Below are 24,896 nucleotides of genomic sequence, written 5' to 3'. Positions count from 1 at the left end.
ACGGCCGACACACGCGTGACCGAGCCCGCACCGGCCCTGCACACCGGGCGCGCCGCCCGCGCTCCGGGCCGGACCCCGCTGATCGACCACCGGGCGTTCCCGCTCGAACCGTTCGACTCCGCACTCACGCTCCGGCACCTCGTCGAACCCGAGGTCCGCCGGACGCGGGGTTGGGCCACGCCTGCCGCGTCGACAGCCGGTGCCTCGGCGCCGCACGGCCGGTCCGCCCGCGACCCCGGCGTGCGAACGAGCCGGACCGGACATCCGAACGCGGGCGGCCTGCCCCGCCCCGACGCCCACGATCTCGCGTGGGCGGACGAACTCCTCGACCTGGCGGAGGGACGTCCGACGACCGCCGTGCCCTGAGGCACACCTGCCTCCGGCGGGCAGACACCCGGAGACGTTCACGGGCGCCGGGCCTCGCGCCGGACGCACGCCACCGCGTCCGGGCAACGGCTCCCGCCACCAGCCCTCACCCGGACCTCCCACCCGACCGGAGCCCAGTGCCGGTGGCGTACGGGGCTCCCCGTCAACGGAGCCCCGTATGCCACCGACCTCGTCGACACCCCCGTCGTCCCCGACGCCCGTGTCCCCGCCCCACAGTCGTACCGCCGGGCGGTCCCGGCCCCCGGCCGCACTGCTCGTCGCCGTCCTGGCGCTCCTGTCCTTCGTGATGCCGCTGGCCACCGACATGTACCTGCCGGCGTTCCCGCGGATGGCCCGTGACCTGGGCACGGACGCCTCCGGCGTGCAGCTGACCCTCACCGCCTTCATGGCCGGACTCGCCCTGGGCCAACTCGTCTTCGGGCCACTGTCCGACCGGTACGGACGACGTCTTCCGATCCTCGTCGGCACCGGGATCTGCACCCTCACCACGGCGCTGTGCGCCGTCGCCCCCTCCCTGGAGTGGCTGATCGTGTGGCGGCTGCTGAGCGGTGCGGCCGGGGCCGCCGGGCTGGTCGTCGGGCGCGCCGTGGTCGCCGACATCGCCCAGGGCGTGCGCGCGGCACGGCTGTTCGGCATCCTCATGGCCCTGGGCGGCGTGGCACCCGTCGTCGCCCCGCTGGCGGGCGGAGCCGTGGCCGCGGCGGCCGGGTGGCGGTCGGTGTTCTGGGTGCTCGCGGCGGCTTCCCTGGTCTCCCTCGCCGCCGCGTACCTGGCCGTACCCGAGACCCTGCCGCTCGGGCGGCGAACCCCGGTCGGTCTCGGCTCCGTCGTCCGCTCGGTCCGCTCGGTGCTGGGCAACCGCCGCTATCTGGGCTGCACGGGCGCCTTCGCCTTCGGCAGTGCCGCGCTGTTCTGCTACATCGCGGGGTCGCCGTTCCTGCTGCAGAACGTCCTCGGCCTGAGTGTCGGACAGGCCTCGGCGGCCTTCGCCGCGGGCGCCCTGACCGCGACCCTGTCCAGCGCGCTCGGTGCCCGACTGGCGGGCCGGTTCACGCCCTGGGCGCTGCTGGTGGCCGGACTCGTCGCGCTGACCGCCGCCGCGGTCGTCGCGCTCGCCCTCACCGCCACCGGCCGGCTCGGGCGGACCGCCGCGTTCACCCTGCTCGGCCTCGCCTTCCTCGGACTCGGCCTCGTCTTCGCCAACGGCACGACGCTGGCCGTCGGCGCGGTGCCCGGGGCGACCGGCACAGGATCCGCGGTGCTCGGCACCGCGCAGAGCCTGCTCGGTGCCCTCGCCGCCCCGCTCATGGGCCTCGGCGGGGAACACACCGCACTGCCCCTGTTTCTGGGGATGACGATCAGTGCGCTCATCGCGCTGCTCTGTCTAGCGGCCGCGCGGGCCCGTCCGGCACCCCGCCTCAAAAAGGATTTCCTCGGGAATTCTTGATGCGATTCTGGAGCCCTCCTATAGGAGAGCCACAGGGGCCGTTCCGGTCCGGCGGGCGGATTTCCGCAGGACATTCCCTTGCCCATGACATGTGGGGATGCCGAAACTTGCCGCTTCCTGACGGGACTTGACGGAGTCAGTGGATATTTCTTTCCGGGGTCATTTGAGGCGCCGGAGAATTCACGGACCCGTCCAGGAGGAGGTTTCAGTGGACCACTATCTCGATCTTCTGAGTCGACTGCCCGCGGCCCAGCAGCCCGACTGGAAGGACGACGAAGCGCTGTCCGGCGTACGGGAGGAACTCGCGGCCCGCCCCGCCCTGGTGCGAGCCTCGGACGTCCACCGGCTGCGGGTCCTGCTGGCGCGGGCCGCCTCGGGAGCCGTGCAGGTGGTGCAGGCCGGCGACTGCGCGGAGGACCCCGAGGAGTCCGGCAGCGGCGACGTCGCCCGCAAGGCGGCCCTCCTCGACGTGCTGGCCGGCACCCTCAAGTCGCTGTCCCACCGGCCCGTCCTGCGCGTCGGCCGGATCGCGGGCCAGTTCGCCAAGCCCCGCTCCCGGCCGACCGAGACGGTCCTGGGACGCACCCTGCCCGTCTACCGGGGCCACCTCGTCAACAGCCCCGAACCCGACCCCGACCTCCGCCGCGCCGACCCCGGCCGACTGCTGACCTGCTACGACGCGGCGGACCGCGTGCTGCGCCACCTCGGCTGGCACCGGCCCACCCCCGGAGACGGCGTGGACGCCACGGTGTGGACCAGCCACGAGGCCCTCGTCCTCGACTACGAACTCCCGCAACTGCGCCCGGACGACAGTGGCGCGCCCTACCTCGCCTCCACCCACTGGCCCTGGATCGGCGAGCGCACCCGCCTGCCGGACGGCGCGCACGTCGCGCTGCACGCCGCGATCGTCAACCCCGTGGCCTGCAAGGTCGGTCCCGGCATCACTCCGGAGGAACTCCTCGACCTCTGCGACCGGCTCGACCCGCACCACGAGCCCGGCCGGCTCACCCTCATCGCCCGCATGGGCGCCGCGGCGGTGAGCAGCAGACTGCCCCGCCTCGTCCGCGCGGTGCGCCGGGCCGGGCACCCCGTCCTGTGGCTGTGCGACCCGATGCACGGCAACACCGTCGCCAGCCCCGACGGACTGAAGACCCGTTTCGTGGAGACGGTCGTGCACGAGGTCGAGTCCTTCTACGAGGCGGTCGGCGAGGCCGGCGGCGCACCCGCGGGACTGCACCTGGAGACCACCCCCGACGACGTCGCCGAGTGCCTCTCCCGCGAGGCGCCCGAGCAGCGGGATGCCGGCAAGTACACCAGCTTCTGCGACCCGCGGCTCAACCCGGCACAGGCCATGACGGTGGCCGCCGCCTGGCGCGGCTGACCCCCACGACCCCGACATGGGAGGCGAGTTGAACCCCAACACGGATCTGCCCCGGGCCACGGCCCTGGTCACCGGAGCGGCCGGCGGCATCGGCAGCGCGATCGTCCGCGTGCTCGGCGAGAGCGGTGTCACGGTCGCCGCCGTCGACCGACCCGGCGCCAGAGCCGACGTGCTCGCGGCCAAGGCACGCGCCGACGGCCTCGACGTGCACGCCTTCACGGCCGACGTCACCCGGGAAGCGGACGTGGAGGCCCTGCTCGACAGCGTCGAGAACAGTACTGGCGCGGTGGCGAGCCTGGTGAACGCGGCCGGAGTGCTCACACCCGGCCGCGCCCACACGCTGACCCACGAGGACTGGGCGGCGACCTTCGCGGTCAACACGACCGGCGTCTTCCTCGTCTCCCGGGCCGTCGTGCGCCGCATGCTGGACGCCCGCAGGACCGGCGCGATCGTCACGGTCGCGTCCAACGCGGCCGGCACCGCGCGCACCGGAATGGCGGCCTACGCCGCCTCCAAGGCCGCCGCGACCATGTTCACCAAGTGCCTGGGCCTCGAAGTGGCCCGGCATGGCATCCGCTGCAACGTCGTGGCTCCCGGCTCCACCGAAACCCCGATGCTCGCCTCCCTGTGGCACGACGCCTCGGGACGCGCGGGCACCCTCGACGGCACCCCGGACGAGTACCGGGTGGGGATCCCGCTCGGCCGGATCGCCCACCCCACCGACATCGCCGACGCCGTGGTCTACCTGCTGTCCGACCGCGCCCGGCACATCACCCTGCAGTCGCTCACCGTCGACGGCGGCGCCACCCTGGGGGTGCCCGCGTGAACGCGCCCACCGCCCCCGGCATACCCGCCATCGAGTCCTACCGGCTGCCCGGCCCCGCGGACCTGCCCGCCAACACCGCGACCTGGACCCCGGATCCGCGCCGCGCGGTGCTCCTCGTCCACGACATGCAGCGCTACTTCCTGCGCCCCTTCCCCGGCTCGGTCGGCACTCCGCTCGTCGCCCACGCCGCACTCCTGCGCCGCACGGCCGCACAGGCCGGGATGCCCGTCGCGTACACCGCCCAGCCCGGCGGCATGACCCCGGAACAGCGGGGCCTCCTCGCGGACTTCTGGGGCCCGGGCATGACCCCGTCCGCCACCGACCGGCAGGTGGTCGACGCGCTGGCGCCCGCGCCGGGCGACCGCACCTTCACCAAGTGGCGCTACAGCGCCTTCGTCAACTCCGGCCTGCTGGAATGGATGAGGCTGAACCGCCGCGACCAACTGCTGATCTGCGGTGTCTACGCGCACGTGGGCGTGCTGATGACGGCCTGCGAGGCGTTCTCCCACGACGTCCAGCCCTTCCTCGCCGCAGACGCCGTCGCCGACTTCGGGGCGGCGGAGCATCATATGGCCCTGCGGTACGCGGCCCGGCGCTGTGCCGTCGTGCGCACCGCCGGACAGCTCGCCGCCGAACTGCGCTCCGCGGGGCGGGAGCCGGAACGGCAGCAGGAGCGGGCGGAGGCACCGCGATGACCGACGACCTGCTGGCGCGGGTCCTGGCCGGGCGCGAGCCCGCGTACGCCCTGCTGCACCGCCCCGAAGCCACCGGACCCGGTGTGGTGGAGGTGCTGGCCGGCCACGTGGTGCGCCTGACCGAGCTGGCCGACCTGACGGAACTCACGCCGCCCGCCGCACCGGGCACCGGCGCCGCCCACCACGACGTCCTCGCCCTCGTCCCGTACCGCCAGCTCGCCGAACGCGGCTACGCGGCACCCGACGACGGCACCCCGCTCACCGGCCTGGTCGTGCGCGAGCAGGCCCGCGTCGCGCTCGCCGACGTCCTCCGCCGGGTCCCGCACACCGCCGCGACCCTCGTCGACGGCCGTTTCGAACCCGACGACGCCACCTACGCGGACACGGTCCGGCGGATCGTCGACGAGGAGATCGGCACCGGGCAGGGCGCGAACTTCGTCGTCAAACGGTCCTTCGTCGCCCGGGTCGAACACCCCGACGCGCTCACCGCGCTCCGCTTCTTCCGCCGCCTGCTGGGCAAGGAGACCGGCGCCTACTGGACCTTCCTCGTGCAGACCGGGGAGCACACCCTGGTCGGCGCCTCACCGGAACGGCACATCAGCGTCGAGGCGGGCCACGCGGTGATGAACCCCATCAGCGGCACCTACCGCTACCCGCCGACCGGGCCGGACCTCGACGAGGTCATGGAGTTCCTGCGGGACACCAAGGAGACCGACGAGCTGTACATGGTCGTAGACGAGGAACTCAAGATGATGAGCCGGATCTGCGAGGCGGGCGGCCGGGTCACCGGACCGCACCTGAAGGAGATGGCGCGCCTGGCCCACACCGAGTACTTCATCGAGGGCAGGTGCACCCGGCCCGCCCCCGAGATCCTGCGCGAGACACTCTTCGCTCCGACCGTCACCGGCAGCCCGCTGGAGAACGCCGCCCGCGTCATCGCCCGCCACGAGCCCGACGGCCGCGGCTACTACGCGGGGGTGGCGGCGCTCATCGGCCGGGACGCCACGGGCGGCACCGCGCTCGACTCCGCGATCCTCATCCGTGCCGCGCGGCTCCGCGCCGACGGCCGCATCGAGATCGGCGTCGGCGCCACCCTCGTGCGGCACTCCGATCCCGCCGCCGAGGTCGCCGAGACCCGAGCAAAGGCCGCGGGACTGCTCGACGCGCTGACCGCGCCGGGCGGCACCCTCTCCGACCATCCCGACGTACGCGCCGAACTCGCCCGCAGGAACACGACCGTGTCCGACTTCTGGCTGGCATCCGGCGACGACGGTGCCCCCGCGGACCTCGCCGGGCGCACCGCCTTGGTGGTCGACGCGGAGGACACCTTCACGGCGATGCTGGCCCTCCAGCTGAAGGCCCTCGGCATGGCCGTGACCGTGCGCCGCTACGACGAGCCGTACACGCTCGACGGGCACGACCTCGTCGTCATGGGGCCCGGCCCGGGTGACCCGACGGACACCGCCCACCCAAAGATCGCGCACCTGCGCGCGGCCGTTCACGAACTCCTCGACCGCAGGCTGCCGTTCCTCGGTGTCTGTCTCAGCCACCAGGTGCTGTGCACCCTCCTCGGCCTCGACGTGCGCCGGAAGGCGCGCCCGAGCCAGGGTGAGCAGCGCCGCGTCGACCTGTTCGGCGAGAGTGCCCTGGTCGGCTTCTACAACACCTTCGCCGCCCACAGCGACGACGACAAGATCCACGTCGAAGGCGTCGGAGCCGTGGAGGTCTGCCGCGACCCGGCCGACGGCGCCGTGCACGCGCTGCGCGGCCCCGGCTTCGCCTCGCTGCAGTTCCACCCCGAATCACTGCTCACGCGCGACGGCCCACGCATCGTGGGCGCGCTGATCAAGGAGGTATTCCGCTCGTGAAGGTCGTCGTCGCCTGGTGGGACCTCGCGTCCTCGCAACACGACGCGGCGTCCCTGCGCCCGTTCCTGCGGGACGAGGCCGTCGCCCGCTTCTCGAAGGTGGAGGGACTGCGTCTGAAGGTGTGGCTGTCGGACGCGCCGACGGAGCGCTGGGGCGCGCTGTTCCTGTGGGAGTCCGCGCGGGCCGCGGAGCAGGAACTACCCGCCCGCGCCGCAGAGATCATCGGCTGTCCGCCGGCCGAGGTGCACGTCTTCGACGTGGAGGCGGTCACCGAGGGACGTCACACCACCCCGTCCCTCACCGGGGTCGGGCTCGCCCACGAGGAGAGGGGCCGGGTCGCGTGAAGGACCTCATCGTCGTCGGCGGCGGCATCGGAGGACTCGCCGCCGCCCTCGCCGCCGCCCGCCCAGGACGCAAGGTCACCGTGCTCGAACGCCACGACGTGTACGGCGAGCTGGGCGCCGGCATCCAGCTCGGGCCCAACGCCTTCCACGCCCTGGACCGGCTCGGCGTCGGCGACGCCGTACGGGCCCGCGCGGTGCGCGTCGACGCCCTGCGCTTCATGAACGGTACCTCGGACACCGAGGTCGCCTCGATGCCGCTGACCGGCGCCTACGTCCGGCGGTTCCGGAACCCGTATGCCGTCGTGCACCGCGTCGACCTGCACCGTCCGCTGCTCGACGCCTGCCGCGACGCCGGTGTCGACCTGCGCGTGAACAGCCGCCTGGTCCGCTACGAACAGGAGGCCGGGAGCGTCACGGCCGTGCTGGACGACGGGGAACGCGTCACCGGCCGTGCCCTGATCGGCGCGGACGGCATCCGTTCCGCCGTGCGCGCCCAGTTGCTCGACGACGGCGAACCGCGGGTGTCGGGGCACACCATCTACCGCTCCGTCGTGCCCATGGAAGCGGCGCCGCCACAGCTGCGCCGGAACGTCGTGACCCTGTGGGCGGGACCGAAGTGGCACTTCGTCCATTACCCCATCGCCGCAGGCGAGTTCCTCAACATGGCGATCACTCGCGACGACGGGGCACGGGAGGCGGTGGCCGGCGTGCCGGTGTCCGACGAGCGGGTCCTGGGCGAGTTCCCGGCCCTCGGCCCGTGCGCGCGCGGCCTGCTGGAACTCGGCCGGGACTGGCGCACCTGGGTGCTCTGCGACCGGGACCCGGTCACCACCTGGACGGACACCCGCGTCGCGCTGCTCGGCGACGCCGCCCATCCGATGCTCCAGTACGCCGCCCAGGGCGCCTGTCAGGCGCTGGAGGACGCCGTGGTGCTCGGCGAACTCCTCGGCGGAGCGGCCGGCGAGGACGTGCCCCAGCTCCTGGAGAAGTACGCCGCCGCACGCCGGGAACGCACGGCGCGGGCCCAGTGGGTGGCCCGCGAGATGGGGGAGCGCCTCTATCACCCCGAGGGGCGGGCCGCGCGGGAACGCGACGCGATGCTGGGGTCGCTGTCGGCCGACGAGATGTACGACGCCGTGCAGTGGCTGCACGGCGAGCGGAACTTCGCGGCCCCCGGCCGCGGATGACACGTCCGCGACGCGTCACGGACGAGCGGACCGCCCCGGGAATCCGGAGCGGCCCGCTCGTCCTCTGTGCGCGCTCAGCCCTTCAGCGGACCCCACCACTCGGAGTGGGCCCGGTACCAGGCGACGGTCTCCCGCAGCCCGGTCGCGAAGGGCGTCAGCGGCCGGTATCCGAGCTCCGTGCGGATCTTCGTGTCGTCCGTGGCGTAGCGCAGGTCGTGGCCCTTGCGGTCCGCCACCGGACGGATTCGGGAGGCGTCGGCGCCGCACAACGCCAGGAGCCGGTCGGTGATCTCGCGGTTCGTCAGCTCGTCGCCGCCGCCCACGTTGTAGATCTCGCCGGCCCGGCCCCTGGCGAGCACCAGGTGCACGGCCCGGCAGTGGTCGTCGACGTGCAGCCACTCCCGGCTCTGCCGGCCCGTGCCGTACAGGGGCACGTCCAGGCCGCTGACCAAGTTCGTGGTGAAGAGCGGGATCAGCTTCTCCGGGTGCTGGCGCGGACCGTAGTTGTTGGAACAGCGGGTGATGCGCACGTCCAGGCCGTGCGTGCGCCAGTAGGAGCGGGCCAGCAGGTCGGCGGAGGCCTTGGACGCGGCGTAGGGAGAGTTGGGCAGCAGCGGCTCCGCCTCGTCCCAGCTGCCCGTCTCGATCGACCCGTAGACCTCGTCGGTCGAGATGTGCACGAACCTCTCCACGCCGGCCCGCAGCGCGGCGTCGAGCAGCGTCTGGGTACCGAGCACGTTGGTCCGCACGAAGGCGCGCGGGCCGAGCAGCGAGCGGTCGACGTGCGACTCCGCGGCGAAGTGCACGACGTCCCGGTGGCCGGGCAGCAGCCCCGCCACCAGCTCCTCGTCGCAGATGTCCCCCTTCACCAGGGTCAGCCGCGGATGGTCGAGCGGCAGATTGGCGAGGTTGCCCGCGTAGGTGAGAAGGTCGAGGACGGTGATCTCGGCGTCCTCGTAGCCCGCGTACCGTCCGTCCAGGATGCTGCGGACGAAGTGCGAGCCGATGAATCCGGCACCGCCGGTGACCAGGACACGGTGGGTCACGCCACCACCGCCCGGCAGTCGTCGCCGACGACGAGCTGGTGGGCCCGGGTACCGGGCGGCGAGGTGACCTGTGAACCGCGGCCGAGCAGCGAGGCACGCACCGGCCCGACCCCGTCGAGGACCGCGCCCCGCAGCAGGATGGAGTCCTCGACGTCGGAGCCGTTCACCGTGCAGTTGGCGCCGAGCGAGGTGTGCGGGCCGATCCGGCTGTCCTGCACGACCGCGCCGGAGCCGACCACCAGCGGCCCGGTGAGGCGCGAGCGCACCACCGTGGCGCCGTGCTCCACCACGACGGGCCCGTCCAGGACGCTGTCCTGGTCCACCTGGCCGCGCACCGCGGTCTCCACGCGGTCGAGCAGCACGCGGTTGCACTCCAGGAGACCGTCCGTCCTGCCGGTGTCCTGCCAGTACCCGGAGTGCTCGACGGCGGTGACGGTGCGGCCCTGGTCGACGAGATGCTGGATGGCGTCCGTGATCTCCAACTCGCCCCGGGCACTGGGAGGAACGGCACGCACCGCGTCATGGATGCGCGCGGTGAAGAAGTACACGCCGATGACGGCGAGATCGCTGCGCGGACGCCGGGGCTTCTCCACCAGGGCCCGAACCACCTGGTCCTCGCCGACCTCGGCGACGCCGTACTGGCGCGGGTCGAGGACCTTCGTGACGACGACCTGCGCGGCCGGGCGGCGGGTGGCGAAGGCGTCGGCCGCCTCGGCGATGCCCTCGGCGAGCACGTTGTCCCCGAGGTACATGACGAAGTCCTCGTCGCCGAGGAACTCGCGGGCGATCACCACGCAGTGACCGAGCCCGAGGGGGGCCTCCTGGCGGAGGTAGGTGATCCGCAGACCGAGGTCCGAGCCGTCTCCGATCTCGGTGGCTATCTCCTCGGCGTGGTCCCCGACGACGATGCCGACCTCGGTCACTCCGATGTCGCGGATGTTCTCCAGGCAGTGGACGAGAACGGGCTTGTTGGCCACCGGGACCAACTGCTTGGCCATCGAGTGGGTAAGGGGACGGAGTCGGGTTCCCATTCCGCCCGACAGAACGAGTGCTTTCATTGCGACCTCTCACTCAATAGGTGGGGCAGCGGTGAAGCCAACAATGCCGCAAGAGCCTTGCGGGCACCTGGAGAACACTTAGCGGCCCGCCAGAAGAAGCCGGCCTCGGCTCTCCAGGAATTCCCTGAGTATTCCCTAGGACGCATTCCTACGGTGACGTCATGCGCATTCTCTTTCTGGCCGGGGGAAGCCCGGCAACCATTTTCGGCCTGGCACCGCTCGCCACGGCCGTGCGGAACGCGGGACACCAGGCCTTCATGGCATCGACCGAGGAGATGATGCCGGTCGTCGCCGGGGCGGGACTGCCCGGTGTCCCGGTCACCGGCCGCTCCATCCGCGACTTCATGACGACGGACCGGCAGGGCAGGGCCCTCGAATGGCCGGAGGACCCGCTGGAGCACGTCGCGTTCATCGGCCGCGGATTCGGGCGCATGGCCGCCGACAGCCTCCCGGCCCTCGTCGAGCTCGGCCGCGCCTGGCGGGCCGACCTCGTGGTCGGCGGGATGCTCTGCTTCGCCGCACCACTGGCCGCCCGGCAACTCGGCATCCCCTGGGTCCGCCAGGCCTGGGACACCGGGGAGCCGGCCGAGGTGGACGGCGCCGCCGAGAGCGTCCTCGGTCCCGAACTCGCCGGCCTCGGCCTGGACCGGCTCCCCGCCCACGACCTGTACATCGACATCTGCCCGCCGAGCCTGCGTCCCGGCGACGCCCCCGGCGCGCAGCCCATGCGCTACGTCCCGGGCAACGGGCAGCGCACTCTCGAGCCGTGGATGTACACGCCGGGTTCCCGGCGCAGGGTCCTGGTGACCGCGGGCAGCCGGGTCAGTCGCACCCAGTACTTCGACTACGTGCGCGAACTGGCCCGCAAGGTCGGCGCGCTGGGCACGGAGCTGCTCGTCGCCGTGCCCGACGAGGTGGCCGGTGAGCTGGCCGAGGGGCTGCCTCACGTACGGGCGGGCTGGATGCCGCTCGACGTGGTCGCGCCGACCTGCGACCTGGTGGTGCACCACGCGGGCGGCGGCACCGCCCTGTCCGCCATGAACGCCGGGGTGCCCCAGCTGCTGATCCCCAACATGCCCAAGCTCGTGCCGCCTTCGCGGCGCCTGGTCGACTTCGGCGCCGCGCTGATGGTCCCCGACGGGGAGGACTCGCAGGACGCCGTGGTGGCCGCCTGCGAGAAGATCCTCGGTGACTCGGCGTACCGGGAGCGGTCGCAGGCGCTGGCCCGGGAGATAGCCGCGATGCCCGCTCCGGCACAGGTGGTCGAGGCGCTGGCCGGGGCGGCCTGCTGAGCGGGGCGCGACGGGCACGACGATGGGGCGGTACCGGCCCGGCCGGTACCGCCCCACCGTGTGACCGGCCCCTCACCAGGACTGGCGGGCCGCGCGCAGGGCGGTGACGCGCTCACGGCCCGGCTGCAGACCGTCGACCAGGTCGGTGTCCAGGCGCGGGTCGCCGGTCAGGATCCCCTCGTGCAACAGGCGCACGCGCAGGCACGGTTCGATGCCGAGCTCCTCGTCCAGGACCCGGCGCAACCGGTGGAACGCCTCCAGCGCCTCCACCTGCCGGCTGGAGCGGTACAGGGCCAGCATGTACTGGGCGGTGAGGTTCTCGTTGAGCGGATGCCGGGCGGACAGCGCGCCCAGTTCGCTCAGGAGCTGATGGTGCAGGCCGAGCCGGAGCTCGGCCTCGAAGCACTGCTCCATCATGCCGAGCCGGGTCTCGGTGAGGCTGTCCACCCGCTCGCGCAGATGAGGCCCCGGCGTGATGTCGGCCAGGGCCTCGCCCCGCCACAGGGACAGCGCGCCGCGGAAGATCCCGGACACCGCCCGGTCGTCGCCGTTGCGCTGGGCCACCCGGCCCTCCTGCAGCAGGCGGGTGAAGCGGGCGAGATCGAGGGCGTCCGGCTCGGTGACGACGCGGTAGCTGCGCGAACCAGTGGCCAGCCGCTGCCGGGCACGCTTCAAGGAGCCGACCGACGGCGCGTGCGCGAGGGACCGGCGTATCTGCAAGATGTACGTCTGAAGTGTTGGCAGCGCACTGGGTGGGGGACTGTTCCCCCATAACTCCTGACTGCACAACTCGGTGGAGACCGGGAGATTCGCATGGAGCAGAAGAAGGGCCAGAAGATGCCGTTGCTTCGGTGCCGTCGGAAGGTATTCGACCCCATCGTCCACGGCGGATATCGGCCCCAAGACACGAAATTCCATTGCTTCCCCTGAACGATCCAGGCAGTCCGGATCCTGCCTTGCGAGTTCCCTACCCTCTGGCAGGATCGTTCGGGGCGCAATGAAGCCCGGAATATTGTGTCAGGTGCCCGACCGTGCTCCGCCCGTCCGCTCCCGCGCGGCGGCGAGCAGCTCCACCTGTTGCTCCCAGACGCCGCCTATGGGGCAGACCACCACGTGCTCGGCCCCGGCCTGTCCGTACGCGTCGATGCGCTCGGCGACCCGCTGCGGCGGACCCGACACCGCGACCGCGTCGGCCAGTTCGCGGGGAAACCCGAACTGCCCGTGCAGGACGTCGACAAGGTCCTGCTGCCCGAGTCCGCCGAGATGGCCGTCGAGCGCCGCGAACACGGTGACCGTGACGCGGGGCGCCGGCCGCCCCGCCGCCGCGCGCAACTCCCGCAGCACGTCCAGGCCCTCGGCGACCGCCTTCGGGGTGACGGCGGCCGGCAGCCAGCCGTCACCGAGTGCCGCGGCGCGGCGCAGCGCGGCGGGCGAACCGCCGCCGATCCACACCGGCGGGGTGGGCACCGCCGGGGCCAGCGTCACCTTCGCCCCGGGCAGGTCCGGCAGATCGGTCCGGCGCCCCGCGAGCAGTGAGGGCAGGGCCCGCAGCGCCTCGTCGGTGCGCCGGGCCCGCTCCGCCACCGGCACGCCCGCGGCCTGCCACTCCTGCGCCGGGACGCCGCCGAGCCCGACACCGAGGTGCAGCCGCCCGGGCGCGACCGCGTGCAGGGTGCCGAGCTGCTTGGCCGTCCACGACAGCCGGCGCAGCGCCAACTGCAGCACGCCGAAGCCGACTTCGAGCCGTTCGGTCGCCCCCGCCGCTGCCGCGAGGGACACGGTGCTCTCCAGGAACGGCGCGCCTGTGGCGAGGTGGTCGCTGGCCCACAGCGAGTCCAGCCCGGCCTCCTCGGCGCGCCGGGCCACGTCCTGCGGCGCGGGGAGTGAGCCGTCCTTCGCGGCGAGGGACGAGTACGAGATGCCTGTCTTGACCATGGGGTTCTGGGTCTCCATGAGGTGTCGGCCGGCCCGGGAGGGCCTGAGGTGTGACTGCTGAGAAGGGCGTGCGTCGGGCGTCACCGTGCGGTGGACGGCGCCTCGCCGATGCTGATCACCGCGCAGCGGTGGTGGTCGATATCGACCATGCCCTTGGTGGCGCCGAAGATCTCCTGGAAGACGGGCTGTGCCGCGCACCGCTCGAACGACTCGCGGTCGGCCCAGGAGGCGAGGCTGAAGTAGACGTCGGGTGAGTGAAGCGAACGCACCAACTCGTGCCGGATCAGACCGGGCTGGCGCTCCATGAACTCGCCGCCGCGACGGTAGATGTCCTCGTAGTGTTCGGTCGATCCGGTGACGGTGATCCGGTTGGCTATCACGTACATGCGTGGCCTCCGAGCTGGCTGGTGACGGGGGAGGGGAGACGGGGAGGGGAGACGGGGAGGGGAGACGGGCGGGCCCGGTGTCGGGGGATTGCACCGGGCCCGCCCGCCGGTCTCAGACGTGCTGGTTCTCGGCCTCGGGGCTCTGCTCGGGCTGTGGGGCGGAGCCCTCGGCACGCGGCGCGGAGGAACCCGCGAGCATGGCGAACACCAGGACCGCGCCCAGGGCGCAGACCCCGGCCACCCACCACAGGGCGATGTGCCACGCACTGGTGAAGTGGTCGGCCAGCACGGCGTGTTCGGGCCCGTCCGGAAGGTTTCCGGACGAGATCTCCTTGGCCAGGTGGGCCGAACCGACCCGGCTCTGGATCAGGCTGACCAGAAGCGAGCCGAAGATGGCGAGGACCAGCGCCTCGGCACCGCCGCGGATGGTGTTGAGGAACCCCGCGGCCATGCCGGCCCGCTCGGGCTCGACCTGGCTCATGGCCTGGCCGTCGGTGATCCCGAAGGAGATGCCCATGCCGATGCCGATCACGACCAGCGGTCCGAACAGGGTGCCCGCGCCGATCCCGGGCTTCAGGACGGTCAGCCACGCGCTGCCCGCCGCGATCAGCAGCAGCGCGAGCGTCATCAGGACGCGCGGCGGGAACCCCCGGGTGAGGAGCCAGCCGCCGACCTGCGGGGCGATCAGCACGGGCACGGTCATCAGCAGCATGGTCACGCCGGCGCTGGTCGCCGAGGCGTCGCTGGCGCCCTGGAAGTACGTCGGCAGGAACGTCAGCGTGCCGACGAAGCCGATCGAGGTGATCAGGGTGCTCACGCACCAGGCCGTGTACCGGCGGTTCCTGATCAGCGTCAGGTCGAGGACCGGGTGGTCGCTGCGCCGCTCCACCAGGGCGAAGGCGACGAGCAGGGCGACGCCCAGCAGCAGTGCGACCACGATCAGCGGGTTGCCCCAGCCGCTCTCCGGCCCCTGCACCAGCCCGACCATCACGAGGGCGAGCCCCAGGACGAACGTGACCACACCGGGGACGTCGACCCGCGGCCGCTCACCGGCCCGCGACTCCGCGATCCGGACCGAGCCGAGCAGCACGAAGACCAGGACCACCACGTAGAAGAGGAAGCTGGCGCGCCAGCCGAGGCTGCCCACCAGCCAGCCCGAGAGCGTGGGGCCGAACGCGATGCCGATGCCGACGACGGTGCCCATCGCGGCGAACGCCCGGGTGCGGGCCGCCCCGTCGAACGTGGTGGCGAGAATGGCGCCCGAGCTGGCCAGTACGCCGGCCGCGCCGACACCCGCGACCGCGCGGGACAGGTCGAGCAGCAGGATGTGCGGCGCCAGCGCGCTGACCAGGGACCCCAGGGCGAACAGGCCGCCACCGATGACGAAGACCCGGCGCCGCCCGAACAGGTCGGACAGGGAGCCCGCGACCAGCGTGACCGCCGCGAACAACAGGTTGTAGACGTTCACCACCCACATGAGGGGGGCGCCGGAGGTGTCCAGGTCCTTGCCGATGTCGGGGAGCGCCACCGCGGCCCCGGAGATGGACATGGGGACGACGAGTACACCCAGCAGCACGACGACGAGCGTCATGACGGGACTCGACCCCGGGGGAGATGACTTCGTGTCGGCTGTGCTCATCGGGTTTCCTTCCCCTACGTGACGTGGACAGCGATGAACGTAAAAGGTCAAGTTGGGTTGAGGTCCAGTGCGGCCCCGGCACTTCGTCAGGTCCGCCGGAGCGGCTCAGATCCTCCCCAGCAGGTCTCTAGGACGGTGGGCGAGCCTGCTGGGGACGGCCGCGGTGGCCTCACCGCGGCCGGTTCACGACCGGCATCCAAGGAGTGTGCTGCGGTGTTCACGGACCTGGCGGAATTCCACCGGTGGCTCGCGGAACGGCACGAGAAGGGCGAGTACCGGGTGACCCCCGCCCCGCTGGACCGGCTCGACGGGTGGTCCGTCGACCCGGTCACCGGCGATCTGCGTCACGACAGCGGTGGCTTCTTCACCGTGCACGGGCTGGAGGTCACCGGCTCCCAGCGTGAGGTGGGCCACTGGCAGCAACCGGTCATCGACCAGCCGGAACACGGGGTCCTCGGCATCCTCGTCAAGGAGTTCCACGGCGTTCCCCACTGCCTGCTCCAGGCCAAGATGGAACCGGGCAACATCAACACCCTCCAGCTGTCCCCCACCGTGCAGGCCACCCGCAGCAACTACACCCGCGTGCACCGGGGGCGCGCCGTGCCCTACCTGGAGCTGTTCATCACACGTGGCCACGGCCGGCCGCTCGCCGACGCGCTGCAGAGCGAACAGGGCTCCTGGTTCCTCGCCAAACGCAACCGGAACATCATCGTGCAGATCGACGAGGACATCCCGGTGCTCGAGGACTTCTGCTGGCTCAGCATCGACCAGATCGGTCAGCTCCTCACCGTCCACGACCTGGTCAACATGGACACCCGCACCGTCCTGTCACACCTGCCGCCCGCGCTGCTGCCCGGCGCCGGACGTTTCCGCGGACCGGCCCCGCGGCCCCTGGCGGAGCTGCTCAACTGGCTGACCCACCACAAGACCGCGGACCGCACCGAACGCCGGTCCCTGCCCCTCGCCAAGACCGAGGGCTGGCGGCTGACCGACGGCGAGCTGCGCCACGAACACGACCGGTACTTCCGGATCGTCGGCGTCGACGTGCGGGCGGGCAACCGGGAGGTGACCGGCTGGTCCCAGCCGATGCTGGCACCGCGGGGCGAGGGTGTCGTCGCCTTCCTCGTCCGCCACGTCGACGGTGTCGCCCACGTCCTCGTCCAAGCCAGGGCCGAGGCCGGCACACCGGACCGCGTGGAGATCGCGCCCACCGTGCAGTGCAACCCCGGCAACCACGCGCACCAGCCGGGCGGACGCCGCCCCCGCTACCTCGACACCGTCCAGGACGCGCCCCGCGACCGGGTGCTGTTCGACGTGGTCCACTCCGAGGAGGGCGGCCGCTTCCACCACGCCCGCAACCGCTACCTCGCGGTCGACGTCACCGACGACCCGGCCGTCACGGAGGTCGACGGCTTCCACTGGACGGCCTGCGGCCGGCTCGCCGAGATCAACCAGTACGGCGGTCTGCTCAATGTGGAAGCCCGCAACCTGCTCACCTGCCTGGGCTTCGTCGCATGACGGGGACGAGCGGGCAGGCGCCGCTCCGCCTGGGCGTACTGGGCTGCGCCGAGTTCGCCCTCCGCCGGATGCTGCCGGCCCTGGCGCAGCACCCGGACATCGAGGTGGCGGCCGTCGCCAGCCGCCGCCCGGAGACGGCGCGCGCGACGGCCGCACGCTTCGGCGGCATCCCGGTGGACGGCTACGAGCGACTGCTCGCCACCGTGGAACTGGACGCCGTGTACGTCCCGCTGCCGAACGCGCTGCACGCCCCCTGGGTGGGGCGCGCCCTGGACACCGGACGGCACGTGCTCGCCGAGAAGCCCCTGACCACCAGCGGCCGGCTCACCCGCGCCGCGGTGCGCCGGGCCGAGGAAAGGGGGCTGGCGCTGGTGGAGAACTTCCTGTTCGTCCACCATCCCCAGCACGCCCGGGTGCGGGAACTGGTCGGGGACGACATCGGCCCGCTGCGCGGGATGTCCGCCGAGTTCGCCATCCCCCCACGGCCCGCGCAGGACATCCGCCACCGTCCGGACCTGGGCGGCGGCGCCCTCCTCGACGTGGGCGTCTACCCCCTCAGGGCGGCCCAGTACTTTCTGGGAACAGGTCTGGAGGTGGCCACGGCCACCCTGCGGCACGGCCCGGCCGGTGTGGACGTCGAAGGCGCGGTGGTGCTGCACCGCCCGGCCGACGGCGTGCGCGCCCACCTCTCCTTCGGCATGGACCACGCCTACGCGGCGCGCTACACGCTGCGAGGGGCGCACGGCACGGTCCGGGTGGACCGGCCGTTCACCCCGCCCGCCGACCACCGTCCGCAGGTGACGCTGGAGCGGGACGCGACGGCGCACCGCGTCGACCTGCCCGCCGCCGACCAGTGCGCGGCCGCCGTCACCGCGTTCGTGACGGCCGTCCGCACCCCCGCGTCCGCGCGAGCAGGTGCGGAGTACTCCGTGGACCTGGCCCGCCTCACCGACGAGGTGCGCGCGGCAGCGGGCTGAGGTTCCTCACGGCAGCCGCCGGGCCCCCGGGCCCTGGCGGCTGAGCACGTCGTGCGGGTTGGACAGCGCGCAGTGCTCGAGAGAGAGGCATCCGCACCCGATGCACTCCGTCAACCGCTGCCTGAGCGCCTGCAGCTGGCGGATCCGGGAGTCGAGTTCGGGCTGCCACGACGCGACGAGCCGTGCCCAGTCCGCGCGGGTGGGCGTACGCCGCTCGGGCAGCGCCGCGAACGCCTCCCCGATCGCGGTGAGCGACAGCCCGACCGCCTGCGCGGTCCGGATGACGGCGACCCGGCGCAGGGTGTCCCTGCGGTACCGGCGCTGGTTGCCGCTCGTACGACGGCTGTGGATCAGACCCTCGGACTCGTAGAAACGCAGCGCCGACGGCGGCACGCCACTGCGGGCCGACAATTCGCCCATGGTGAGCTCTTTGGACGGCGGCCGGGGTGGAACGGAATCCATCCCCTCACCGTATGAGTCCATCGGCAGGACGCCGCGGGGCCCGTGCGGACTGTGTCAGGTCGCGCGGCACGGAGCACGTCGTCGCAGGTCACCGCCGCCCACGGTGGCCGGGACCGCGTGCAGGCACCCGAACTAGGTGGTCAGCGTCCCTCCCGCTCGACGGCCCGGGCACCGACGGTGGAGGAAGGCGGCCCTCCGGCCGCGCCCCGATCTCACCGTGAGAAGGAGCGTCGTGATCGAATCCGTCGGCCCCGGACCGTCCACCAGGCTCTTCGCGTCCCTGCGCCGCCGTGACCAGCGCACCAAGGCGGAGCTGTACCTGCGCGGACTGCTCGCCACCGAAGGCCGCAAGTCGGTGCGGAACATGTCCGCCTCCTTGCAGGGCGCCGGGGACGGCGCCACCGAACAGAGCCTGCACCACTTCATCACCAGCTCCACGTGGGGCTGGCGCCCGGTGCGCGAGGCCCTCGCCGGCACGCTCGCCGACCGCGCCCCGCAGCACGTGTGGGCCGTGCGGGCCCTGCCGATCCCCAAGGCCGGCACCCACTCCGTGGGCGTGGACCGCCTCTACGTCCCCGGCCTCGGACAGTCCGTCCACGGCCAGCTCGCCTTCGGCCTCTGGTACGCCGCCGAGGGCCGCACCACTCCCGTCGACTGGCGCCTCCACCTGCCGGCGAGCTGGCTGGACGACGCACGGCGCCGGGCCCGCGCGGACATCCCGCCCGCGGCCGTCTTCGAGGACCTCGACGAGTGCGCGGTCGCCCTCGCCCTCGGCCTGCCCGCGCGGACGGGCACCCGGCGGCCGGTGGTCCTCGACCACGTCGCCGCGCGGCCCGGAGCCCTCACCGCGACGCTCGCCCGCGCCGACGTGCCGTTTCTGGCCCGGATCACCGACCGGACCCCGTTGACCGCCGCCGACCCCGCGCTGCCGGGCGCCGGCGCGGGACCGCTGCCCGCCGGCAGGCTGCTGCAGGCGGTGCGCGGCCTGGGCCGCCCGGCACACTGGCCCGACCCGGCCGGCCGGCCGGCACGGCGTACCTCCCTGGTGGCCGCGATCCCGGTACGGGCCGGGCGGTCGGCCTGCGGCCACCGGCCACTCGTGCTCCTCGGGGAGTGGGACGACATCCGCCGCCCGCCGTGCGCACTGTGGCTGGCCAGGGTGCCCGGAGCGAGCGCGGGCGCGCTGCTCGGGATGACGAAACTCGCCGCGCGGGTCGCGCACGACGGGGAGAGCCTCGGCGACCGCGTCGGACTGCGCGACTTCGAGGGCCGCTCCTTCCCGGGCTGGCACCGGCACATGACGCTGGCCTCCGTCGCGCACGCCTGGTCGACGCCCGAGCCCGCACCGGCCACCGAGCTCGGCTACGAGTTCTCGCTGTCCGCCTGAGACCGGGCCGCGGTCACAGGCCCTGACGCCCGGACGGTCGCGAGGCCCGGCCCAGCAGAGTGCCCCGGGTCCGGTGCAGGCGCAGCGCCAGCTGGATCTCCAGCGTGCGTTCCGGCGACTGCCAGCCGTCGCCGAGCAGTTCGGTGATCCGGTCGAGCCTGCGCGCGACGGTGTTCGGGTGTATGTGCAGGACCCGGGCGGCCCGCCTGGGGCTCGACCCGGAGGCGAAGTACACCTCCAGGGTGCGGGCGAACTCCGTGAAGCGCTGCTCGTCGTGGGCCAGCACCGGGCCGAGGATCCCTTCCACGTAGGAGGGGACGCTGAGCACGTCCGCCAACAGGACGCCCAGGAAGCCGAGTTCCTGCGGGGTGGCCACGCTCCCGACGCCGCCGAGCTCGGTCAGCGCCGTCAGGCAGCGCTGGGCGTCGGCGAAGAGCCTTGCCACGTCCGGCAGTCCGGTCTGCGGGCCCGCGGCGCCCGTAGTCACCGGCACGCCCAGCAGCGGCGACAGCTCCTTGTGCGCGGCCTGTGCGGCGGCCGCCGGGTCGTCGCCGGGAAGGAGCAGCGCGAGACTCTCCTCTCGCACGCTCTTCAGACCGCGCTTGCGGTGCGCGTACGACGTCGCCCATACGGCCGCCCGTTGCAGTGAGCCCCCCTCGGGGCGTGCGATGACCACGACGTAAGGGGTTTCCGGGGTGATGCCGAGCCGGGACGCCTGCTCCTCCAGCTGCCACCACAGCAGCGCCGAGGACTCCGGCGCGAGCAGCGCCTCGAACAGGTCGTCGCGGGTGCGGCCCTCGGCAAGCGCCGTGCTGCGCTCCCGCAACAGCGACAGCGCGATCGCCCGCACCGCCACCCGTAGCGGGCGCGGCCCGCGCTGCCCGGTGTGGGGGGTGTCCGGCAGGAACAGCACCGTCCCCAGGGGGTCGCCGCCGCCGGTGACCGGTGCGATCCACGCGCCGTCGTCCAGCGGCACCGGCTCGCCGGCCGCCAGCGCGTCGAAGCCCCGCTGGGTGAGCGTCTCCTCCGGGTACTGGGGCAGCTCGCCGTGGGCGGCGAGCTGCTCACCGCCCAGTTCGCGCACCGCGAACGCACCTTCGAGCGCGGTGGCGGCCACCTCGACGATGGTGTCCAGCGGGCTGCCGTCGTGCACCAGGGTCAGCAGATGGTCGTAGGCCGCTTCCATCCGCCGGTGCGTGCCGACGATGCCCCAGGCCTGGGCACAGTCCCTTTCGAGCTCGTCCCGCCGCGCGCCGAGCGACTCGACACGCTGCGCCGTACCGATGGTCGCCGCCGCGAGCGAGGCCAGCGTGGACAGCGAATCGATCTCCAACGGGGTGAAGCGGCGCACCTGACGGTGGGCGCCGTACAGGGCGCCCGACACTCCGCCCGGCCCCCGGAACGGGACGGCGACCACGGCACGGATCCCCTCCGCGCGCACCACCTGGTCGATCTCGTCGGTGTGCTCGATGGACCGGTCCGCCAGATAGTCGGAGGTCGAGAACGGTGCCCCCTTGTCGAGCGCCGCCCGGCCGAGCCCGGACGAGCTGGTGATCCGCAGGCCGATGTTGAGCGCCGTCGCGTCCCCCTCGGAGGCCACCACGGTCAGCGGCCCCTCGACCGTTTCGTGCAGTGCGAGATAGGCCAGATCGGCGCGGAGCAGGCGGCGCGCGCGCTGTGTCGCGGTGCGCAGCGTGCCCTGCACGCTGTCCGCCATCGCCTCGGCCAGGTCCCGTGACGCGTCGACGAGCGAGACCAGCGTCGCCTCGCGGTCCTGCGACTCGGTGCCCCGGTCGATCAGCGACGACGCCAGCGCCGTGGCCTGCTCCAGCTCGTGCAACTGCAGCGGCGAAGCGCCCCGCGCCCGCGCGTCGGTGAGCAATCCGTCCAGACGGTGTGCCGTTCCTTGTTCCGCCAATGTCGTCAGGACGTCGAGCACGGTGGGAAGTCGCTGGGGCGAGGCCTGTGACATCTGCCTTCTTCTCTGTGGGGGAGGAGCGGACACAGTGGGTGGTGACGTGAGCACTGTAAGGGCCCGGGGACAGTGTCACGAGACCACCTTTTGCTAAGTCATTACCGTCAGCAGGATGGCAGGCGACATGACGCGGCGGGGGCCGGGCGGCACGGGGGCCCCTCGAACCAGGGGAGGTGCCCATTGGAGGGCGTCCGCAGTTACGAGCGTTCACTGGCGCGCAGCAGGACCGCGCGGCGACGCACCGACCGGCCGGACGTGTTCACCCTGCACGGCCGTGAATGGGATCTGCTGGACGACGTCTTCGCCCCTCCGTTCTCCCCGTCGACCGGCGTGGCCATGGAACTCCTCGGCCTCACCCCCGGCGGACGGCCGCTGGCGCAGGGGGCGTTCCTCGAAGTCGGCTGCGGCACCGGCGTCATCGGTGTCTCCGCGGCGCTGACCGGCTGCGACCGCGTCGTCGCCACCGACATCAACCGCAACGCGGTCCGCAACACCGCTCTGAACGCCGTACGGCACGGCGTCTCGGGCCGGGTGCGGGCCGTCCACAGCGACCTGTTCGCCGCGCTGCCCGCAGCCGAGCGCTTCGACACCGTGTACTGGCACTCCAACTTCGTCATGGCGCCGCCCGCATACCGTTACCGGGACGTCCACGAACAGGCCTACGTGGACCCCGGGTACGCGGCGCACCTTCGCTACCTGCGCGAAGCGCCCCTCCGGCTGACCGAGAACGGCCGGGTGCTCCTGCACTTCTCCAGCCGCGGCGACCTGTCGTACCTGCGCCGGTGCCTCGCCGAGGACGGCCGGGAGCTGACGGCCGTCGAGGCGACGACCGTTCAGGAGGGCCCGGACAGGGTCGAGTACACGCTCCTGGAACTCATCTGACACCGAGCCCTTTGTACGGCCGCCCCTGACCACCGTGCCGAACCCTGTGGAGCAGCAGACGTGCGCACGCTCATCGTCGACAACTACGACTCGTTCACCTTCAACCTCGCCCACTACGTCGCCCAGGTCACCGGCGCCGAACCGACGGTGATCCGCAACGACGACCCGACCTGGCACCCGAGCCTGCTCGACGCCTACGACAGCGTGATCCTCTCGCCCGGCCCCGGCACCCCCGCCCGCGGCGGCGATGTCGGCATCTGCCGGGACGCCGTCGAGCGGGGCGGACTGCCGGTGCTCGGTGTCTGCCTCGGCCACCAGGCCATCGCGCTCTGGCACGGCGCCCGTGTCGGCCGGGCCCCTGCCCCGCACCACGGCCGGCTCTCGCCCGTCCTGCACGACGGCACCGACCTGTTCGCCGGACTCACCGCCCCCTTCACCGCGGTGCGATACCACTCGCTGGCGGTGACCGACCTGCCCGACGAGCTGGAAGCCACGGCCCACACCCCCGACGGCATTCTGATGGGCCTGCGCCACCGGCACCGCCCGCTGTGGGGTGTGCAGTTCCACCCGGAGTCCATATGCACCGACCACGGCCACGACCTCCTCGCCAACTTCGCCCGCCTGGCCCGCGAACACCGCGCCCGCCGCAACCTTCCCGTACGCCCGACCGCCGTCCCCGCCACTGCCGCGGCGCCCCGGAAGCCGGACCGAGCGGTCACCGCCAAGCGGCAACTGAAGTTACTGAACGAGCAGTTGACGACCCGATGGGACGCGGAAACCGTCTACGACCGTCTCTTCCGGACCAGCCCGTACGCCTTCTGGCTCGACAGCAGCCGCCGGGACGGCGCCACGGGCCGGTTCACGATGATGGGTGACGCCTCCGGCCCCCTGGCGCGCGTCGCGACCGCCGACGTCTGGAACGGCACCGTCACCGTCACCTCCGCCACCGGGTGCCACACCGAGAGAGCCGCCTTCCTTGACTGGCTCGACGCCGACCTGCGCAGCCTGAACACGCGACTCCCTCCGCTCCCGGGCGACTTCGCCCTTGGCTGGGTAGGTGCCCTCGGCTACGAACTCAAGGCGGAGTGCGGCGGCCGCAGGGCCCACCGCTCCGAGGATCCCGACGCGGCCATGATCTTCGCCGACCGGGCGATCGTCATCGACCACCTCATGGGCACCACACACCTGCTGGCCCTCGCGGAGAACGACGACGAGACGGCCGCCACCCGATGGCTCGACACCACGGCCACCCGCCTCCGACGACTCGCCACCGAGCCTCCGTTGCCGCCGCCCGTCCCGGACTTCTCCCCGCCCCTCACCGATGTCACCCTGCGCCACGACCGGGAGGCGTACCTCGCCCTGATCGACCGCTGCCACGAGGAGATCGCCGCCGGCGAGACGTACGAGGTCTGCCTCACCAACATGATCACGGCGTCCGGCCCACTCGACCCCTGGCAGGCCTACCGCCGACTGCGCCGCACCAGCCCCGCCCCCTTCGCCGCGCTGCTCTCCTTCGGCGCCGACCTGTCGGTGCTGAGCACGTCTCCCGAGCGCTTCCTGAGGATCTCGGCGGACGGTGTGGCCGAATCCCGGCCGATCAAGGGCACCCGGCCGCGCGGCACCAGCGAGGCCGAGGACCGGTCGCTCATCGCCGACCTGCGCGGCAGTGAGAAGGACCGTGCGGAGAACCTCATGATCGTGGACCTCGTCCGCAACGATCTCGCCCGCACCGCCCGCGCCGGTACGGTCACCGCCGACGAGATCTTCCAGATCGAGAGCTACACCACCGTCCACCAACTGGTCAGCACCGTCAGGGCCCGGCTGCGCGAGGACGCGAGCGCGGTCGACTGCGTGCGCGCCGCCTTCCCCGGCGGCTCCATGACCGGCGCCCCGAAACTGCGCACCATGGAGCTCATCGACGACCTCGAACAGGGCCCGCGCGGCCTGTACTCCGGCGCCCTCGGCTACTTCTCCCTCTCCGGCGCGGCCGACCTGAGCATCGTCATCCGTACGCTCGTGGCCTCCCCCGACCGGGTCCGCTACGGAGTCGGCGGCGCCGTCATCGCCCTTTCCGACGCGGCCGACGAGTTCGAGGAGACCGCGGTGAAGGCCCGCCCGTTGCTCTCTCTGACCCGAGAGGAGTTTCCCGGCCGCACCTTGGAGCCGACGCCCTGAGCGGCATCCGTACCCGCGAGACGGGGCCC

The 24,896-nt window shown here is 72.7% G+C and carries 22 protein-coding genes; 14 read left to right on the top strand and 8 right to left on the bottom strand.

Annotated features, from left to right (window positions below):
• The first annotated feature begins 15 nt into the window (after positions 1-15).
• From ACFV9J_RS06140 to ACFV9J_RS06105, 8 genes are all read left to right on the top strand, one after another.
• On the top strand, positions 16-366 hold the full coding sequence (locus ACFV9J_RS06140; protein WP_385350531.1) for a hypothetical protein: 351 nt from the start codon (positions 16-18) through the stop codon (positions 364-366).
• A gap of 178 nt (positions 367-544) precedes the next feature.
• Positions 545-1,834, top strand: coding sequence for a multidrug effflux MFS transporter (locus ACFV9J_RS06135; protein ID WP_385350528.1), 1,290 nt, complete (start codon positions 545-547; stop codon positions 1,832-1,834).
• 208 nt (positions 1,835-2,042) lie between these two features.
• A complete protein-coding gene (locus ACFV9J_RS06130; RefSeq protein ID WP_385350525.1) occupies positions 2,043-3,215 on the top strand; it encodes a 3-deoxy-7-phosphoheptulonate synthase in 1,173 nt (390 codons plus the stop codon).
• 16 nt (positions 3,216-3,231) lie between these two features.
• The gene (locus ACFV9J_RS06125) at positions 3,232-4,041 is read left to right on the top strand and encodes a 2,3-dihydro-2,3-dihydroxybenzoate dehydrogenase (protein ID WP_385350522.1); all 810 of its coding nucleotides are present in this window, start codon (positions 3,232-3,234) and stop codon (positions 4,039-4,041) included.
• Positions 4,038-4,736, top strand: a complete 699-nt coding sequence (locus ACFV9J_RS06120) for an isochorismatase family protein (RefSeq protein WP_385350519.1) — start codon at positions 4,038-4,040, stop codon at positions 4,734-4,736. Before ACFV9J_RS06125 ends, ACFV9J_RS06120 begins: the two co-directional genes overlap by 4 nt.
• Positions 4,733-6,604, top strand: a complete 1,872-nt coding sequence (locus ACFV9J_RS06115; RefSeq protein WP_385350516.1) for a chorismate-binding protein — start codon at positions 4,733-4,735, stop codon at positions 6,602-6,604. Before ACFV9J_RS06120 ends, ACFV9J_RS06115 begins: the two co-directional genes overlap by 4 nt.
• The gene (locus ACFV9J_RS06110; RefSeq protein ID WP_385350514.1) at positions 6,601-6,948 is read left to right on the top strand and encodes a hypothetical protein; all 348 of its coding nucleotides are present in this window, start codon (positions 6,601-6,603) and stop codon (positions 6,946-6,948) included. The genes ACFV9J_RS06115 and ACFV9J_RS06110 overlap by 4 nt, the downstream gene beginning before the upstream one ends.
• Positions 6,945-8,135, top strand: a complete 1,191-nt coding sequence (locus ACFV9J_RS06105; RefSeq protein ID WP_385350511.1) for a 3-hydroxybenzoate 6-monooxygenase — start codon at positions 6,945-6,947, stop codon at positions 8,133-8,135. The genes ACFV9J_RS06110 and ACFV9J_RS06105 overlap by 4 nt, the downstream gene beginning before the upstream one ends.
• A 74-nt stretch (positions 8,136-8,209) precedes the next feature.
• Here ACFV9J_RS06105 and rfbB read toward each other — a convergent pair whose 3' ends face one another.
• Positions 8,210-9,181, bottom strand: a complete 972-nt coding sequence (rfbB, locus tag ACFV9J_RS06100; protein WP_385350508.1) for a dTDP-glucose 4,6-dehydratase — start codon at positions 9,179-9,181, stop codon at positions 8,210-8,212.
• Positions 9,178-10,239, bottom strand: coding sequence for a glucose-1-phosphate thymidylyltransferase (locus ACFV9J_RS06095; protein WP_385350505.1), 1,062 nt, complete (start codon positions 10,237-10,239; stop codon positions 9,178-9,180). The genes rfbB and ACFV9J_RS06095 overlap by 4 nt, the downstream gene beginning before the upstream one ends.
• 161 nt (positions 10,240-10,400) lie before the next feature.
• On the opposite strand from ACFV9J_RS06095, the gene ACFV9J_RS06090 reads away from it, so the two are divergent.
• Complete coding sequence (locus ACFV9J_RS06090) at positions 10,401-11,531, top strand: nucleotide disphospho-sugar-binding domain-containing protein (protein ID WP_385350502.1); 1,131 nt, start codon at positions 10,401-10,403, stop codon at positions 11,529-11,531.
• Between the two features lie 72 nt (positions 11,532-11,603).
• On the opposite strand, the gene ACFV9J_RS06085 is transcribed toward ACFV9J_RS06090, so the two are convergent.
• From ACFV9J_RS06085 to ACFV9J_RS06070, 4 genes are all read right to left on the bottom strand, one after another.
• Positions 11,604-12,251: a BTAD domain-containing putative transcriptional regulator gene (locus ACFV9J_RS06085; protein ID WP_385350500.1), complete on the bottom strand. Its 648-nt coding sequence runs from the start codon at positions 12,249-12,251 to the stop codon at positions 11,604-11,606.
• Positions 12,252-12,548: 297 nt separating this feature from the next.
• Positions 12,549-13,466: an LLM class flavin-dependent oxidoreductase gene (locus ACFV9J_RS06080; protein ID WP_385350498.1), complete on the bottom strand. Its 918-nt coding sequence runs from the start codon at positions 13,464-13,466 to the stop codon at positions 12,549-12,551.
• 80 nt (positions 13,467-13,546) lie between these two features.
• Positions 13,547-13,852, bottom strand: coding sequence for an antibiotic biosynthesis monooxygenase family protein (locus ACFV9J_RS06075; RefSeq protein ID WP_385350495.1), 306 nt, complete (start codon positions 13,850-13,852; stop codon positions 13,547-13,549).
• A 112-nt stretch (positions 13,853-13,964) separates the two neighbouring features.
• Positions 13,965-15,491: an MFS transporter gene (locus tag ACFV9J_RS06070; RefSeq protein WP_385350492.1), complete on the bottom strand. Its 1,527-nt coding sequence runs from the start codon at positions 15,489-15,491 to the stop codon at positions 13,965-13,967.
• A 213-nt stretch (positions 15,492-15,704) separates the two neighbouring features.
• On the opposite strand from ACFV9J_RS06070, the gene ACFV9J_RS06065 reads away from it, so the two are divergent.
• Both ACFV9J_RS06065 and ACFV9J_RS06060 read left to right on the top strand, forming a co-directional pair.
• Positions 15,705-17,009, top strand: a complete 1,305-nt coding sequence (locus ACFV9J_RS06065) for an NDP-hexose 2,3-dehydratase family protein (RefSeq protein WP_385350490.1) — start codon at positions 15,705-15,707, stop codon at positions 17,007-17,009.
• Positions 17,006-17,986 carry a Gfo/Idh/MocA family protein gene (locus ACFV9J_RS06060; RefSeq protein ID WP_385350488.1) on the top strand — a complete coding sequence of 327 codons (981 nt, stop codon included), beginning with the start codon at positions 17,006-17,008 and terminating at the stop codon, positions 17,984-17,986. The genes ACFV9J_RS06065 and ACFV9J_RS06060 overlap by 4 nt, the downstream gene beginning before the upstream one ends.
• A gap of 6 nt (positions 17,987-17,992) precedes the next feature.
• Here the strand turns inward: ACFV9J_RS06060 and soxR are convergent, their stop codons facing one another.
• Entirely contained in the window at positions 17,993-18,406 is a 414-nt protein-coding gene (gene soxR / locus ACFV9J_RS06055; protein ID WP_385350486.1) for a redox-sensitive transcriptional activator SoxR, read from the bottom strand.
• 274 nt (positions 18,407-18,680) lie between these two features.
• On the opposite strand from soxR, the gene ACFV9J_RS06050 reads away from it, so the two are divergent.
• A complete protein-coding gene (locus tag ACFV9J_RS06050; RefSeq protein ID WP_385350483.1) occupies positions 18,681-19,835 on the top strand; it encodes an IS701 family transposase in 1,155 nt (384 codons plus the stop codon).
• 13 nt (positions 19,836-19,848) lie between these two features.
• Here the strand turns inward: ACFV9J_RS06050 and ACFV9J_RS06045 are convergent, their stop codons facing one another.
• Positions 19,849-21,807, bottom strand: coding sequence for a helix-turn-helix domain-containing protein (locus ACFV9J_RS06045; RefSeq protein WP_385350481.1), 1,959 nt, complete (start codon positions 21,805-21,807; stop codon positions 19,849-19,851).
• 183 nt (positions 21,808-21,990) lie between these two features.
• Here ACFV9J_RS06045 and ACFV9J_RS06040 point away from each other — a divergent pair, with 183 nt between their 5' ends.
• On the top strand, positions 21,991-22,692 hold the full coding sequence (locus ACFV9J_RS06040) for a methyltransferase domain-containing protein (protein WP_385350478.1): 702 nt from the start codon (positions 21,991-21,993) through the stop codon (positions 22,690-22,692).
• Positions 22,693-22,752: 60 nt separating this feature from the next.
• Positions 22,753-24,867: an aminodeoxychorismate synthase component I gene (gene pabB / locus ACFV9J_RS06035; RefSeq protein ID WP_385350476.1), complete on the top strand. Its 2,115-nt coding sequence runs from the start codon at positions 22,753-22,755 to the stop codon at positions 24,865-24,867.
• Positions 24,868-24,896 lie beyond the last annotated feature (29 nt).

Source organism: Streptomyces sp. NPDC059906 (assembly GCF_042730645.1).
Classification (GTDB): domain Bacteria; phylum Actinomycetota; class Actinomycetes; order Streptomycetales; family Streptomycetaceae; genus Streptomyces; species Streptomyces rubrogriseus.
This window is presented reverse-complemented; position numbering and strand designations above follow the sequence as displayed.

Bases quoted from the DNA above. Each gene is read 5' to 3' on its own strand.
- ACFV9J_RS06125 (WP_385350522.1), top strand. From the start codon at position 3,232: ATGGGAGGCGAGTTGAACCCCAACACGGATCTGCCCCGGGCCACGGCC.
- ACFV9J_RS06075 (WP_385350495.1), bottom strand. From the start codon at position 13,852: ATGTACGTGATAGCCAACCGGATCACCGTCACCGGATCGACCGAACAC.
- ACFV9J_RS06090 (WP_385350502.1), top strand. From the start codon at position 10,401: ATGCGCATTCTCTTTCTGGCCGGGGGAAGCCCGGCAACCATTTTCGGC.
- ACFV9J_RS06045 (WP_385350481.1), bottom strand. From the start codon at position 21,807: ATGTCACAGGCCTCGCCCCAGCGACTTCCCACCGTGCTCGACGTCCTG.
- ACFV9J_RS06080 (WP_385350498.1), bottom strand. From the start codon at position 13,466: ATGGTCAAGACAGGCATCTCGTACTCGTCCCTCGCCGCGAAGGACGGC.
- ACFV9J_RS06115 (WP_385350516.1), top strand. From the start codon at position 4,733: ATGACCGACGACCTGCTGGCGCGGGTCCTGGCCGGGCGCGAGCCCGCG.
- ACFV9J_RS06060 (WP_385350488.1), top strand. From the start codon at position 17,006: ATGACGGGGACGAGCGGGCAGGCGCCGCTCCGCCTGGGCGTACTGGGC.
- ACFV9J_RS06070 (WP_385350492.1), bottom strand. From the start codon at position 15,491: ATGAGCACAGCCGACACGAAGTCATCTCCCCCGGGGTCGAGTCCCGTC.
- soxR (WP_385350486.1), bottom strand. From the start codon at position 18,406: ATGGGCGAATTGTCGGCCCGCAGTGGCGTGCCGCCGTCGGCGCTGCGT.
- ACFV9J_RS06095 (WP_385350505.1), bottom strand. From the start codon at position 10,239: ATGAAAGCACTCGTTCTGTCGGGCGGAATGGGAACCCGACTCCGTCCC.
- ACFV9J_RS06135 (WP_385350528.1), top strand. From the start codon at position 545: ATGCCACCGACCTCGTCGACACCCCCGTCGTCCCCGACGCCCGTGTCC.